The sequence below is a fragment of the Methylobacterium komagatae genome, assembly GCF_042661665.1.
Lineage (GTDB): Bacteria > Pseudomonadota > Alphaproteobacteria > Rhizobiales > Beijerinckiaceae > Methylobacterium > Methylobacterium komagatae.
The window spans coordinates 4,010,658-4,025,000 of the sequence record NZ_JBHSWN010000001.1; the positions used below are offsets into that span (position 1 = coordinate 4,010,658).

The window sequence follows — 14,343 nt, forward strand, 5'->3', positions numbered from 1 at the left end:
CCGGGCATGGGCCAGACGCTGATCCTGGCCCAGATCGCCCTGGTGGCGACGGCGCTCGGAGCGCTCCTCCTGTTTCCGCTGACGGCGCGGCGCTTCGCCGGGCCGGTCGGGCGACCCTTCGGCCGGGTGCTGCTCGTCGTGGTGCGCTCCACGCCGGAATACATGCTGGCCTATCTCTGCCTGCAGATGCTCGGCCCCTCGATGCTGCCCGCGATCATCGCCCTGTCGCTGCACAATGCCGGGATCATTGGCTACCTGATGGGCCGCCACGCCGACGCCATTCCCTACCGGCCCGACGCACCGCGTGGGCTGAACCTCTACGCCTACGAGACCCTGCCGCGTCTCTACGGGCAGTTCCTGGCCTTCCTGCTCTACCGCTGGGAGTTGATCCTGCGCGAGAGCGCGATCTTCGGCATCCTCGGCGTGACGACGCTCGGCTTCTATGTCGATGCCGCGATCTCGGAACTGCGCCTCGACGTGGCCGTGTTGCTCATCGCCGCCACCGCCCTGCTGACGATGGCCGTCGATGCGCTCTCGCGGACCCTGCGCCGGTCGCTCAGGATCAACGACTTGCCGACCCGGCTCTCGGGTCCGCAGGCCGTGCCCTGCGCCGAGCCGGGCCGGGCGTGATCACCACTTGTAGCTCAGGCTCGCGAGCACCCGGCGGGCATCGCCGTAGAAGCACGAATTGAACGCCTGACAGGAGGAGACGAAGCGCCGGTCGGCGAGATTCGTCGCGGTGACGGCGAGCCGCCAGCGGTCCCAATTGTAATGGACCTGCGCGTCGAACAGCACGTAATCCGGCACCCGGTAGAGGTTGGCCGTGTCCGCGAAGGAGCGTCCGAAGTAGCGCACGCCCCCGCCGAAGCCGAAGCCGCGCAGCGCTCCCACCGGAATCGTGTAGTCGAAATAGGCGTTGGCGAAGTTCTCGGGCACGTTCACCGGCACCTTGCCGATGATGTCGGCGCCGCCGCGCTCGTTGGTCAGGCCGTAGATCGTGTAGGAGGCGGCGACGTCGAGGCCATCGAACACGCTCGCCACGACCTGCGCCTCGAAGCCGGTGGAGCGAACCTCGCCGAGCTGGACCTGGAACAGGGTGTTCACGGGGTCCGGGGTGAGCACGTTCTTACGGTGGATGTCGAAGCCCGCCAGCGTCACGAAATAGCCCTGGCCCGGCGGCTCGAACTTCACGCCGCCCTCGATCTGCGTCCCCTCCTCGGGCTTGAAGGTGTTGCTGAGGCGGCCGGTGCCGATCAGCGGCTGGAACGAGGTCGAGTAGCTCACATACGGCGCGAGCCCGTTCTCGAAATTGTAGATCAGTGCCGTGCGGTAGGTCGGGCCGGTGTCGCTGCGTCCGGTATTGCCGAAGCCGTTGTTGAGCTTGTCGGTTACCCGGTTGTCGGCGAAGTCCAGTCGTCCGCCGAGCACCAGGGTCAGGCGGTCCGTGAGCTTGATCTGGTCCTGCAGGTAGATCCCGAGCTGCTGGAAGGCGTTGGAATTGATGAGGTAGGGGGTCGGGCTGGTCTCGACGCCCGAATAGACCGGCGCGAGGATGTTGAGGTTCGAGGCCGGGAAGGCCGAGGCCTGATTGTCGGTCAGGCGGTAATCCTTGTAGTCGAGGCCCATCAGCAGATCGTGGCGGAAGAACCCGTCGGAGAAGCGGGCCTCGGCCTGGTTGTCGACCTGGAACAGGTTCACGCGGGCATGGTCGCGGAACCGGTAGCGGGCGAGCTGGGTCTGCGTCGCGTCGCCGAAGGCGTAGCCGAGCCTGGCCGATATTGGAATCCTGGAAGCTCTCGCCGAACGAGTAGCGCAGGTTCTGCCGGAAGGCCCAGGTGTCGTTGAAGACGTGCTCGAACTCGTAGCCGAGGAAGGCTTGGTCGCGCTGGTAGGTGTTGAGCCGCGCGTCGCCGACATTGAGCGAGCGGGGGAGGCGCAGGCCGAGCGCCTGCGGTCGCACCGTGCCGAGATACGGCAGGAAGTTCGCCGTGACGGCGGTGTTGTCGCGCTGGACCGAGGTGAGCACCGTCAGGGTCGTCGCGCCGTCGGGCCGGTAGGTCACGCTCGGGGCGATGGAGTAGCTGTCGTCGGGCGCGCCATCGACCTGCGTGCCGCCGTTCCGGCCGTAGCCGGTGATGCGGTAGAACCAGTGCCCCTCCTTGTCGGCCGGGCCGCCGAAATCGAACGCCGCATACTTCTGGCCGAAGGAGCCGCCGCCGATTTCGACATAACCGAACGGATCGGCGGTGGGGCGCTTGCTCACTTGGTTCACGATGCCGCCGGGGGAGCCCGCGCCGAACAGCACCGCCGCCGGGCCGCGCAGGATCTCGATGCGCTCCAGCCCGAACGTGTTCGTGTTGAAGTAGCCGAAGCCGTAATTCAGCGTCTGCAACCCGTCCCGGTAGATGCCGTAATCACTGACGTTGAAGCCGCGCAGGTAGATGAAGGTGTTGCGCGTGTCGAAGCCGAAGCTGCCCGAGAAGGTGCCCGCCGCGTATTGCGTCGCCTGGGTCAGGGTCTGCGCATTCTGGCTGTCGATCTGGCGGCGGCCGATCACGGTGATCGATTGCGGCGTCTCGACCAGCGGCGTGTTGGTCTTGGTGGCCGTGGCCGAGCGCGTCGCCACGTAGCCTGCCACCGGTCCCCTCGGGTTCTCGACTCCCGGCGCGCCGAGCGCCCCGCCTGGCGCCCCTCCCGCCGGCCCCCGGCCGGGACGCCGCCGCCGCGGCTCTCCACGCTGATCTCGTCGAGCTGAACGCTGGCACCGCGCGGCGCCGCCTGCTGCGCGCTCGCGGCGGTGAGGGCTGCCAGGGACGTCCCCGCGAGGATGAGGGCGCGCAGGGCCTGCGTGCGTGTGCGACCGTCTCTCACAACCCGACTCCTCGGCCAGCCGACCCCGTTCGCCGGGGAGCCCCGTCGCTTGGCCGCGCTGTTTAGAACAATGATAAACTATTGCGCCAACTGCGCTTTTCAGTTTGGGTACGTCGCCCGAAGCTTCGCCGCAAGGGAGGGACGCGCACTTACCGTGGGTTGTGGCGAATCGATCACGCCCGCGAGAGGCGCGGCGCGGCACAGCGTCGTTTCGGGGAGTGGCCTCAGTGCAAGCGGCCGGAGAGCCAGCCCATCAACGTGTCGGCGACGAGGTCGCTGTTCTTCTCGACCATGACCATGTGGCCGTTGCCGCGCACCTTCTGGTCGGCGAGGTGCAGGATCTCCGGCTTGGCGCCGGCCTGGGTGAGGAAGGCGGCGGTGCAGTCGTCGTAGGCCGCGTGGAAGGAAGCCTCCGCCGTCACGATCACGGTCGGCACCTTGGCGAGGTTCGGCAGAGTGCGAACCGGCTCGCCCTGAAGCCAGCAGCGGATCTGGCCATCGGCGGCGGGCTTGGCCTGCTGCGCCACGACGAGGTCCTCAGGCGTCCGCACCGGCGGCGAGAAGGTGAGGGGCATGCGGGTGATGCCGTAGGCGCGGGCGCGGGCATCGCCGGACTTCTCCCAGAAATCCTTGCTGCCCCGGAACTTGACGTCGAAGAAGGGCGGCCCGCCGGGCTCGACGGCGACATGCGCCTTCACGAGATCGGACCGGGAATCCGACAACGCCCAGCCGAACAGCGACCCCTGACCGTGGGTGACGAGGACGACCGGGCCGGTCCGGTCGAGGAGGGCGCCGAGCGCCGTATCGACGAGATCCTCGGTCTGCTGGCTGTTGGCGAGGTAGGGCACTTGGCTCGCGAAATACTGGTCGAAGCTCGCATTGCCCTGCACGCCCGCGCCGCCCGGCCATTGGGTGTGCAGCTTGGCCTGGGGATAGAGGTCGTAGACTTCCGGCGCGGTGAAGGTGCGCTCCAGATCGCGGGTACCGAGACGGTCGTAGGGACCGTAGACCTCCGGATTGGTGCCGGAGCGCCCGCGCCCGACCTGATCCACCACGTAGACCTGGTAGCCCCATTCCACGAAGCGCTGCGCCCAGCCGGAGCGGCCGTCCGGCGTCGCCATGAAGTTCACGCCGGTCTGGGCGAGGCCGTGGACCATCACCACCGGATAGGGCTGCGTGACCTTCGCGGGGGTGCGGACCTCCACGAACATCTGCCCGACCATCAGCGTCTTCTCGCCGACCTTCTGGTAGCGTCCGCCGACATAGAAATAGCTCGTCCGGGTCACCGGATCGCCGGGGGCGGGGGTGGCGGGTTCCAGGGCAGGGGTGGCGACCGTCCCTTGGGCAAGGGCGGCTGGGGCAGCGAGACCGCTCGCCACGAGGCCCGCCATCAGGACGCGCGCGACCCCGGCCGCCATCCCCGCGTCCCGTCCCCGCCTGCGTCCGATCATCCGTGCCCCCGGCCCCATCCTTCAGCGCCATCTATGGCGCATCGGCCCTCGGTAATCGCCGACCATGACGATTCGTGCGGCGGGGATGCCGCCTGCGTCACCGAATCCACCCTTTGCATGGCAGTTCCGCCGCCCATGCCGCTAGCGCAGACGGCCGTGGATCGCCACCTTGGGCGAGACGTTCAGGAGGAACCCTCTCGTGGATCCCACAATCGCCCAGACCGTCCTTGCCGCCGGACTCGCCGTGATGGGCCTGTCCCTGGTGCGCGCATCCCTGGCGGCCCGCCGGGTCCCGGTGCGCGTGAAAGCGACCCGGCGCCATCCCCGGCGGGAGGATTAGGCCTCAGGCCTCCTTCCCGCCCTCGCGGGCGCGCTCGCGAAGGATGTATTTCTGCACCTTGCCCGTGGAGGTCTTGGGCAGCTCTCCGAAGATGACGTGGCGCGGCAGCTTGTAGGAAGCGAGCCGCCCACGACACCATTGGATCAGGTCGTTCTCCGAGGCGTTCGCCCCCGGCTTCAATTCCACGAAGGCGCAGGGCGTCTCGCCCCATTTCGGATCGGGCCGGGCGACGACGGCGGCGGCAGCCACCGCCGGGTGCTTGAACAGGGCATCCTCGACCTCGATCGAGGAGATGTTCTCGCCGCCGGAAATGATGATGTCCTTCGAGCGGTCCTTCAGCTGCACGTAGCCGTCCGGGTGCTTCACCCCGAGATCGCCGGTGCGGAACCAGCCGCCCTTGAACGCGGCCTCGGTCGCCTTCGGGTTCTTGAGGTAACCGCGCATCACCACGTTGCCGCGCATCATCACCTCGCCCATCGTCTTCCCGTCGGCGGGCACGGATTCCATCGTCTCGGGATCGCGCACGTCGAGAGCTTCGAGCACGGGGTAGCGCACGCCCTGGCGCGCCTTCTTGGCCGCCCGCTGGTCGGCGGCGAGCGCGTCCCAATCGGCGTGCCACGCATTGACGACCGCCGGGCCGTAGCTCTCCGTCAGCCCGTAGAGATGCGTCACGTCGAAACCCGCCTCGGACATGCCCGCCAGCACCGCCTCCGGCGGTGGGGCAGCGGCGGTGAAGAACGACACCCGGCGGGGCAGGGGGCGGCGCTCCGCGTCGGAGGCGTTGATGAGGAGCTGCATCACCACCGGGGCGCCGCAGAGATGCGTGACGCCGTGCTCGGCCATCAGCCGGTACATCGCCTCGGACCGCACCTGCCGCAGGCGAACATGGGTGCCCGCCACGACCGAGAGGGTCCAGGGAAAGCACCAGCCGTTGCAGTGGAACATCGGCAGGGTCCACAGGTAGACGGGATGCTGGCCGAGCCCGCCCGTCACCACGTTGCCCAGCGCCAGCAGGGCGGCGCCGCGATGGTGGTAGACCACGCCCTTCGGATCGCCGGTCGTACCCGACGTGTAGTTCAGCGAGATCGCGTCCCACTCGTCCGCGGGCAGAGCCCAATCCGCCTCCGGGTCGCCCGCCGCGAGAAAGGCCTCGTAGCCGAGTTCGCCGAGCGTCTCGCCCGGCCCGTCATATTCCAGGTCGTCCACGTCGATGACGAGGGGGCGCTTCTCCATCCCCTCCAGGGCCGGCCCCGCAATGCGCGAGAACTCGCGGTCGGTGATCAGGATTTTGGCCTCGCCATGCTCCAGGCAGAAGCGGATCGCGGCGGCGTCGAGGCGGGTGTTGAGGGTGTTGAGCACCGCCCCCGTCATGGGCACGCCGTAATGGCACTCGACCATCTCCGGCGTGTTGGCGAGGAGCACCGCCACGGTGTCGCCCCGGGCGATCCCTCGCGCCTTCAGGGAGGAGGCGAGGCGCCGGGCACGGTCGTAGAGGTCGGCATAGGTCCGGCGCAGGCCGCCATGGATGACGGCGACATGCTCGGGAAAGACCCGCGCCGCCCGGTCGAGATAAAGCAGGGGGCTCAGCGGTTGATAATTGGCTGCGACCCGGTCGAGATCCCGGTCATAGATCGTGTCGCCCATCGTCCCCTCCATCTTTGAAGGGACGGTAGCGTGCGGATGCCGGGCAGTTCAATCGTCCCGGTACGGTCTCAATGACGGGATTCGTCCTCGGGCTCGGGCAGGAACCGGGCGAGTTCGAATCCGACCTCGATCATCAGGCGCTCCACACGCTCGATCAGCATCGGCCGTTGCAGGGTCTGAGCGAGGCCGCGCAGGGCGATCACGTGCTCCGCCATGCGGTTCATCACCTGCTCGGTCTGGAGCAGGCCGGCGGCATTCTCCTCCGTGCGGTCGATGGCGATGCCGCAGCCCTGGGCCACGGTCCCGGTGGGGTCACGCTCGATCCGGCCGCGCATCACCAGGGTGCGGATCCCCGCCTGCGTGTCGCAGGTGCGGAACTCCGCCTCCACCGGGCCGCCCGTGGCGCCGACGGCGTAGAAGTAATTCTCGATCCGCGCCCGGTCGTCCGGATGCGTCCGGTCCAGGAAGACCGACAGGGGAACGCCGCGCGCCGCCACGTCCGGGTCGAGCCCCATCAGGCTGGGAAACTGGCCCGAGAGCGAGAGGCGTCCAGCCCAGTGGTCGTGCATCCAGGTGCCTACGACGCCCGACGCCTCGAGCACGGTTTGCGGGATCGGTGAATCCATCGTCCTATCCTGGCCGCTGTTTACCTGAGGTTAGACTATCTCAGGGGTCCCGGCGCCGTTCAAATGACGCTACGTCATTCACTTCTCACTGAAAAGCCCGCTTGAGCGAATCGCAGCCATTTCTAAACCTTAAGTATGATTTCCACCGAATTTTCGGCAAGGGCCGGTCCTGCGACGTCGTTTCGGCGGCAGAGGCGGCGAGGGCGTGCGCTTAACGAAGCATTAACCATGCTTCGGCCTACTCAGAGACCTGACATCCTTGGATCGCAGGATCGCACAGGATGTAATTCGACGATCTCAGGTTGCACGCGTGCCCGCGCCGTCCTGGCAATGGACCGGCCCCGGCAGGAGGACGCCAGCATGAAAGCTCTGACCTTCGTCACGCAGAAGGGCGGGAGCGGCAAGAGCACGCTCTGCATCTCCCTGGCCGTCGCCGCCCGTGAGGCGGGCCATTCGGTCTGCATCCTGGAGATGGACCGGCAGGCCACCATCACGGATTGGCTCGACCACCGCACGGTAGAGGGCCCGGAGGTCGCGCAGATCGACGCCGCCCAGCTCGACCCGGTGATGGAGCGCCTGCGCGACTCCGCCTACGACTACGTCTTCATCGATACGCCCGGCGTCGATTCGCCCGGCACCCTGTCCGCGATCCGCGCCGCCGACCTCTGCATCATCCCCTGCCGCCCGACGCCCGCCGACCTGCGCGCCTTCAAGCCGACGCTCGCCGCGATCTACCGGCTGGAGAAGAAGTTCGCCTTCGTGCTGAACCAGACGCCGCCCCGCTCCTACCGGGTGCGCGACGCCGCCGACGGCCTCGCCGTGCTCGGCATCCTGCCGGACGTGAACATCGTCGCCCGCACCGATCATCAGGACGCGATCGGCCTCGGTCTCGGCGTCACCGAACTGAACCCCAAGGGCCAGGCCGCCGCCGAGGTGCGCAAGCTCTGGTCCTGGATCGAGCGCCGCAGCCAGAACGCACGGACGGACAAGCATGTCCAAGCCGCCTAAGCTCAGCCTCGCGGCCATCGTCGCGGCGGCGAGCCCGCCGGAGCGCCTGTCCCCCGGGCGGGGCGGCCTGCGCAGCGCCGAGATCGTCGCCCTCAGTTCCGCCGCCAAGCCGGAAGCCCGGCAAGAAGCGCGGCAAGAAGCCGAAGCCCCCGTGGAGGCGGTACGCTGAAGCAGCGCGCCCGCCAGATGTCCGTCTATCTGGAGCCGCCGGTCTACGACCAGTTGCGCGATCTGGCCCATGCCGAGCGCACCAAGATGCACGGCCTGATGCTCGAAGCCCTCGATCTGCTGTTCAAGCAGCGGGGTTCGCGCTCCATCGCGCAGCTCACGGACACGCCTCCCCGCTGACTTTTTTGACGGCGTGGCAACGGGATAGCCGGAAATCCTCACGCCGTGTGTGAAGCTTTCTCCGAAGTTTCCGCAAAACATCTATGTCGAGAGGTCTTTGCAGCGAGGGCCTCATCCAGCACCTCACTTGGAGCGCTCAGCTAGAGCGGTGGATAGCATCGCTGCGGGCCGGTCCGTTCAGCGTTCCTTTACGTCGTCGCGACAATTCTGCCTGGACCCGGTCGTGCCGGGGGAGGTCCGGTCCCGGGCCGGTCCACGAGTAGAGTTGGTACCCCGCGTATGACGCACCTTCGACCCGGGCGTGTCGCCCTGCGGTTCCTGGCCGTCTCCGGCGTGGCCCTGGCCACCGCCAATTGCGCCTCGACCCCTCCCGGAAAGCTCGCCGCCGGCTCCGGCAGCAGCGTCGATCCGAAATACGGGGTGAAGGCGAGCCCGCGCCTCTACAACGAGGGCGACGTCATTCCCAAGGGCGGCGGGCGCCGCTTTTCCGGCAAGCCCTACGTGGTGGCGGGCAAGACCTACGAGCCCCGCGAGAACGCCAAGGGCTATGTCCGCGAGGGTCTGGCCTCGTGGTACGGCTCCGCCTTCCATGGCCGCATGACAGCCAATGGCGAGGTGTTCGACCGGCACTCCATCGCTGCCGCGCACCCGACCCTGCCGCTGCCGAGCTACGCCCGCGTCACGAACCTCGAGAATGGCGCGTCCATGATCGTGCGCGTCAACGATCGCGGCCCGTACCATGCCGGGCGCGTCATGGACGTCTCGGAGGATGCGGCCGAAGCCCTTGGCTTCCATCGCCGGGGCACGGCCCGCGTGCGGGTGGAATATGCCGGCAAGGCTTCGCTGGCCGGCTCCGACGACCGCAAGCTCCTCGCCACCCTGCGCACCGATGGCCGCCCGGCGGGCATATCCTCGCCGGTGATGGTGGCCGACCTCGGCCCCTCCGAGGAGACCGAGAGCTTCAGCCGGGGCGCGACCCCACTCGCCTACAAGCCCGCCCCCGAAAAGCCGGAGCCCACCGAGGAGGCACCGCGCCGGACCGTGCGCGCCCCGATCGTGCTGGCGAGCGCCGCCGTCGCCGTCCCGGCGGCCGTGCAACCCACCGCGAACCGCACCAGGGAGTTCAAGCCCGCGCCGGTCCAGGCCAAGGCGACGCCCGTCCACTTCGCGGCGGCGACGGTCTCCGGCGGCAACCCGGGCAAGATGCCGGTGGCCGTCCACGCCTCCGCCAGAGAAGCTGCGAAGGAAGCAGCAAAGGCGAGCCCGGCGGGCAAGCCCAGCCTGATGGCGGCCAAGGCGATGCCTGCAGGCAAGCCCACTCCGGTCGTCGCCCGCCTCGCCTCGGCGACCCCGGAGCCCCACAAGGCCATGGGCCGTCACGCCCCGGCGGTCCCGGAGAACTCCAAGCTTGCCATGGCGAAGCTCGCCCCGGCCAAGATCAGTCCGGTCAAGCTCGCCGCCCAGGTGCCCCCCGCCGCCACCCCCGGCAAGGGCAAGGAGGCGACCAAGGATACGAAGGTGGCCCACAAGGACGCGGCCCGGCAGGTCGCCAAGGCGTCCGAGTCCCCGACCCGGTCCGGCGGTCACGGCGCACGCTACGCCGGAATCTATTGACGTCGAGGCCCCGGGCCGGGGGCCTTGCGGCAATTCGCGTTCGATCGCGGTGGGGAAACGCGATATGGTCACGCTCGTCGCCGCCTGAGCTGTTTCCCACCTAGGGGTTCTGACGCACAAGCGGCGGACGCGCCCGCCCGTCCCTACCAGGGATTGCAATTGTGGCCCGCCGGAGATCCGCGATGCGCAGGACCGTTCTGTCTCTCCTGGCCGCCGCCTTGGCCCTGGCCTCGCCCGCCAAGGCGCAGACCTTTCAGACGGCGGCGCCGCACGCGATCCTGATCGATGCGGATTCCGGCTCGGTCCTGTTCGAGAAGGCCGCCGACGAGCGGTTCTCCCCGGCCAGCATGGCCAAGCTGATGACCACCGACATCGTGTTCGAGGCGCTGAAATCCGGCCGCCTCACGATGGACAGCGAGTTCACCGTCACGGAGGACGCGTGGAAGCGCGGCGGTGCCGGGGGCGGGGGTCCTCGATGTTCGCGCAGGTGAACAGCCGCATCAAGATGTCGGACCTGATGCGCGGCCTCATCGTCCAGTCGGGCAACGATGCGGCGATCACCATCGCCGAGAACATGGCCGGGACCGAGGAGGCTTTCGCCGGGCTGATGAACCAGCGGGCCAAGGAGATCGGCCTGACGAACTCCACCTTCCGCAACGCCACCGGCTACTCGGCGCCCGACCAGAAGGTGACGGCGCGGGACATGGCGAAGCTCGCCATCCACCTGATTGATACCTATCCGGACCTCTACAAGATCTTCTCCGAGCGCGAGTTCACCTGGAACAAGATCAAGCAGCAGAACCGCAACCCGCTCCTCACCCTCGATATCGGCGCCGACGGCCTGAAGACCGGCTATCTGGAAGAATCGGGCTACGCGCTGACCGGCTCGGCGGTGCAGAACGGGCAGCGGCTCGTCCTCGTGGTCTCGGGTCTCAAGACGGCGCGCGACCGGGCGGCGGAATCGCGCAAGCTGATGGAATGGGGCTTCCGCGCCTTCGAACCGCGCCAGGTCTTCGCCCCCGGTGAGACCGTGGCCGAAGCCTCGGTCTTCGGCGGCGAGAGCGGCTCCGTGCCGCTCGTGGCCAAGAAGCCGGTTCGGGTGCTCCTGCCCCGCGGCGGCAGCGACCGGGTGAGCGCCAAGGTGATCTACAAAGGGCCCCTCGTCGCCCCCGTGACGGAGGGGCAGCAGGTCGGCGTCCTGCGGGTCCAGCGCGGCGACGTCGTGGCCCTGGACCAGCCGCTCTTTGCCGGCGCCTCGGTGGGGCAGGGCACCCTGAGCCAGCGGGCGATGGATGCCGCGCTGGAATTCGGCACAGGCCTGATGCGCAAGGCCTTCGACAAGGCCGCCGGGGGCAAGCCCGAGGACCGGGCCGCCAACCCGTCGTGACCGCGCGCCCGTGACGATGCAGAAGTCGGAAGCCCCGGCGGGGGGCGTCTTCATCACCCTGGAAGGCGGGGAGGGGGCGGGCAAGTCGACCCAGGTCGCCCGCCTCGCCGCGCGCCTGCGTGCGCGCACCAATCACCCGGTGGTGACGACCCGCGAGCCCGGCGGCTCGCCCTATGCCGAGGAGATCCGCGCCGCCGTTCTGGCCGGAGTGGCCAAGCCCTACGGCCCCTTCGCCGAAGCCCTGCTGTTCAGCGCCGCGCGGCTCGACCATCTCGACCGGCTGATCCGCCCGGCTCTCGCCCGGGGCGAGACCGTGATCTGCGATCGCTTCATCGATTCGACCCGTGCCTATCAGGGCGCGGCGGGTGGGCTCGATCCGGCCGTGCTGAACGCCCTCGAACGGGTCGTCGTCGGCCGCACCCGGCCCGCCCTGACCCTGATCCTCGACCTTCCGCCGGAGACGGGCCTCGCCCGCGCGGCCGCGCGGGGGAGGGACAGGATCGCTTCGAGGCCGAGGCGCTGAGCTTCCATGCCCGCCTGCGCGCCGCCTTCCTCGACATCGCCGCCCGCGAGCCGGGCCGCTGCGCGGTGATCGCCGCCGCCGCCGAGCCCGATGCCGTCGAGGCCGCCATCGCCGCGACGGTCGCGGAACGGCTCCCGGTGCTGGCCGGGGAGGGGGCCCATGGCTGAGGCGGCGGACGAGGAGATCGGCGACCGGCTGGGCGTCCCCCGCCCCCGCGAGACCGCGACGCTCATCGGACACGGCGCGGCCGAGGCCGCCTTCGCGGAGGGCCTCGCCGCCGGGCGCCTGCACCATGCGTGGCTGATCGGCGGCCCCATGGGCATCGGCAAGGCCACCCTCGCCTACCGTGTGGCGCGGCGTCTTCTCGCCTATCCGCGAGGCGATGGCCCGCCCGGTCTCGACGTTCCAACGGACCATCCGATCTACGGGCAGGTAGCCGGGCTCTCGCACCCGAACCTCGTGGCGCTCCGCCGCCACAGGGGGCAGGGCGCCAAGACCCTGCCGACCAAGATCTCCGTCGACATGGTGCGCAAGGCCCTCGACCTGTTCGCCGCCACCGCCGCCGATTCCGGCTGGCGGATCTGCGTGCTGGACAGCGCCGAGGACCTCAACGCCAACGCCGCCAATGCGCTGCTCAAGGTGCTGGAGGAGCCTCCGCCCCGCGCCCTGTTCCTGATCCTCGCCCACCAGCCGGGTCGGCTCCTGCCGACCATCCGCTCCCGCTGCCGCGCGCTGATCCTGCGACCGCTCGCGGATGGGGAGGTGGCGAGCGCCGTCCGCGCCCTGCCCCCGCCCTTTGGACAGCCGGACGAGTCGGCACTCGCCCGCGCGGTCGGCCTCGCGGAAGGCTCGGTCGGCCGGGCGCTCGGCCTCGTCGATCCCGTCACGGCCGGGCTCGTCGCGGAGGTCGAGACTCTGCTGTCGCGCTCGGCCACGCCCGATTGGGGCCGGGTGCTGAAACTCGCGGAGACCCTGGCCGGGCGCGACGGCGAAGAGCGGTTCGCTGCGGCGGGCGACGCGGTGCTGCGCTTCGTCTCCGCCGAGCTCGACCGGCGACAGGGGAGCCGGTCGCCCGCCTTGCGGCGCTCGTGGAGGTGTGTGAGAAGTTCGCCCGCAGCGCCCGGGAGGCCGCGACCTACAACCTCGACCGCCGGCCCGTCGTCCTGTCGCTCTTCGCCGACCTGAGCCGGGCGGGGTGATGCGCGGGGCGTCCCGGCTCCCTCGATCAGCGGACGCGAGCGTGACGGACGGCCCTTCCCCCCGTAAGACCTTCAGCCTCTCGACGGCGATCTCCTACCCGAACGGCGCGCCGCATATCGGCCACGCCTACGAGGTGATCGCCACCGATGCCATCGCGCGCTTCCACCGGCTGGACGGCTACGACGTGCTGTTCTCCACCGGCACGGACGAGCACGGCCTCAAGATCCAGCAGGCGGCGACCAAGGCCGGGATCAGCCCGCGCGACTATGTCGACGGCACAGCTGCGAAGTTCCGCGAGATGGCCGACCGGATGGGCTGCTCCTATGACCGGTTCATCCGCACCACCGAGCCCGCGCACTACGCCGCCGCGCAGGAGATCTGGCGCCGGATGGTGGCCAACGGCGACATCTACCTCGACAAGTATGCCGGCTGGTACTCCGTCCGCGACGAGGCCTATTACGACGAGGCCGAGACACGGCTGGTGGAGGACGGGTCCCGCCGGTCGCTCGCCACCGACACGCCGGTCACCTGGATGGAGGAGGAGAACTTTTGTTCCGCCTCTCCGCCTACCAGGACAGGCTGCTCAAGCACTACGAGGACAATCCGGGCTTCATCGGGCCGGACACCCGCCGCAACGAGGTGGCGAGCTTCGTCCGCGCCGGGCTGAAGGACCTCTCGGTCAGCCGCACCAATTTCGATTGGGGCGTGCCGGTGCCGGAGCATCCCGGCCACGTCATGTATGTCTGGGTCGACGCCCTCACGAACTATCTCAGCGTGACCGGCTTCCCCGATGCGGCGAACCCGAATGCCCGCTTCTGGCCGATGGACCTGCACGTCATCGGCAAGGACATCGTGCGCTTCCACGCGGTCTACTGGCCCGCCTTCCTGATGTCGGCCGGGCTGCCCCTGCCCAAGCGCGTGTTCGGCCATGGCTTCTTCCTCAGCAAGGGGGAGAAGATGTCGAAGTCGCTCGGCAACGTGGTCGATCCGTTCGACCTCGCCGAGACCTTCGGCACGGATGCCGTGCGCTATTTCTGCCTGCGCGAGGCGCCCTTCGGCGGCGACGGCAACTACGACCACAACGCCATCATCAACCGCATCAACGCCGACCTCGCCAACGACCTCGGCAATCTCGCCCAGCGCTCGCTCTCGATGGTCGCCAAGAACTGCGACGCCGCCGTTCCGGAGCCAGGCGATCTGGCCGAGGCCGACCGCGCGATGCTGGCCCAGGCCGACGCCCTCGCCGACAAGGCGCGGGGCCTGATGAAGGAACTCGCGCTGCACGCGATCCTCGCGGAGATCTGGGCGGTGGTGGCCGAGGCGAACCGCTA

11 protein-coding genes and 5 pseudogenes (1 of these 16 cut by a window edge) are annotated in these 14,343 nt (G+C 69.1%); 11 read left to right on the forward strand and 5 right to left on the reverse strand.

Features of this window, described 5'->3' with window-relative positions:
* The first annotated feature begins 6 nt into the window (after window positions 1-6).
* Window positions 7-630, forward strand: coding sequence for a PhnE/PtxC family ABC transporter permease (locus ACFQE0_RS19925; RefSeq protein WP_378972754.1), 624 nt, complete (start codon window positions 7-9; stop codon window positions 628-630).
* Here ACFQE0_RS19925 and ACFQE0_RS19930 read toward each other — a convergent pair whose 3' ends face one another.
* Window positions 631-1,917 carry a TonB-dependent siderophore receptor gene (locus tag ACFQE0_RS19930; protein WP_378972757.1) on the reverse strand — a complete coding sequence of 429 codons (1,287 nt, stop codon included), beginning with the start codon at window positions 1,915-1,917 and terminating at the stop codon, window positions 631-633. It lies immediately after the preceding gene.
* Between the two features lie 415 nt (window positions 1,918-2,332).
* Window positions 2,333-2,539, reverse strand: a pseudogene (locus ACFQE0_RS19935) (TonB-dependent receptor plug domain-containing protein); the annotation flags it as partial.
* On the opposite strand from ACFQE0_RS19935, the gene ACFQE0_RS19940 reads away from it, so the two are divergent.
* Window positions 2,457-2,630, forward strand: a complete 174-nt coding sequence (locus ACFQE0_RS19940; protein ID WP_378972759.1) for a hypothetical protein — start codon at window positions 2,457-2,459, stop codon at window positions 2,628-2,630. The pseudogene ACFQE0_RS19935 and the gene ACFQE0_RS19940 overlap by 83 nt on opposite strands.
* A 465-nt stretch (window positions 2,631-3,095) precedes the next feature.
* Here the strand turns inward: ACFQE0_RS19940 and ACFQE0_RS19945 are convergent, their stop codons facing one another.
* Entirely contained in the window at window positions 3,096-4,289 is a 1,194-nt protein-coding gene (locus ACFQE0_RS19945) for an alpha/beta hydrolase (RefSeq protein WP_378972761.1), read from the reverse strand.
* A gap of 232 nt (window positions 4,290-4,521) precedes the next feature.
* Between ACFQE0_RS19945 and ACFQE0_RS19950 the strand changes: the two genes are divergently transcribed.
* Window positions 4,522-4,662, forward strand: a complete 141-nt coding sequence (locus ACFQE0_RS19950) for a hypothetical protein (protein WP_378972764.1) — start codon at window positions 4,522-4,524, stop codon at window positions 4,660-4,662.
* Between the two features lie 3 nt (window positions 4,663-4,665).
* Here ACFQE0_RS19950 and ACFQE0_RS19955 read toward each other — a convergent pair whose 3' ends face one another.
* Window positions 4,666-6,306: an acyl-CoA synthetase gene (locus ACFQE0_RS19955; protein WP_378972766.1), complete on the reverse strand. Its 1,641-nt coding sequence runs from the start codon at window positions 6,304-6,306 to the stop codon at window positions 4,666-4,668.
* A 68-nt stretch (window positions 6,307-6,374) separates the two neighbouring features.
* Window positions 6,375-6,932, reverse strand: coding sequence for a PAS domain-containing protein (locus ACFQE0_RS19960; protein ID WP_378972768.1), 558 nt, complete (start codon window positions 6,930-6,932; stop codon window positions 6,375-6,377).
* Between the two features lie 360 nt (window positions 6,933-7,292).
* Between ACFQE0_RS19960 and ACFQE0_RS19965 the strand changes: the two genes are divergently transcribed.
* The 8 genes and pseudogenes from ACFQE0_RS19965 to metG form a co-directional block, all read left to right on the forward strand.
* Window positions 7,293-7,940 carry a division plane positioning ATPase MipZ gene (locus ACFQE0_RS19965; RefSeq protein ID WP_378972771.1) on the forward strand — a complete coding sequence of 216 codons (648 nt, stop codon included), beginning with the start codon at window positions 7,293-7,295 and terminating at the stop codon, window positions 7,938-7,940.
* On the forward strand, window positions 7,924-8,109 hold the full coding sequence (locus ACFQE0_RS19970; RefSeq protein WP_378972773.1) for a hypothetical protein: 186 nt from the start codon (window positions 7,924-7,926) through the stop codon (window positions 8,107-8,109). Before ACFQE0_RS19965 ends, ACFQE0_RS19970 begins: the two co-directional genes overlap by 17 nt.
* 17 nt (window positions 8,110-8,126) lie before the next feature.
* Window positions 8,127-8,288, forward strand: coding sequence for a ribbon-helix-helix domain-containing protein (locus ACFQE0_RS19975; RefSeq protein ID WP_378972775.1), 162 nt, complete (start codon window positions 8,127-8,129; stop codon window positions 8,286-8,288).
* Between the two features lie 279 nt (window positions 8,289-8,567).
* Complete coding sequence (locus ACFQE0_RS19980) at window positions 8,568-9,902, forward strand: septal ring lytic transglycosylase RlpA family protein (protein ID WP_378972778.1); 1,335 nt, start codon at window positions 8,568-8,570, stop codon at window positions 9,900-9,902.
* A gap of 182 nt (window positions 9,903-10,084) precedes the next feature.
* Window positions 10,085-11,289 (forward strand): annotated as a pseudogene (locus ACFQE0_RS19985) (D-alanyl-D-alanine carboxypeptidase family protein).
* Window positions 11,290-11,305: 16 nt separating this feature from the next.
* Window positions 11,306-11,979 (forward strand): annotated as a pseudogene (gene tmk / locus ACFQE0_RS19990) (dTMP kinase).
* Window positions 11,972-13,011: pseudogene (locus ACFQE0_RS19995) on the forward strand (DNA polymerase III subunit delta'). The pseudogenes tmk and ACFQE0_RS19995 overlap by 8 nt, the downstream one beginning before the upstream one ends.
* A pseudogene (metG, locus tag ACFQE0_RS20000) lies at window positions 13,011-14,343 on the forward strand (methionine--tRNA ligase); it runs 277 nt beyond the window's last position. The pseudogenes ACFQE0_RS19995 and metG overlap by 1 nt, the downstream one beginning before the upstream one ends.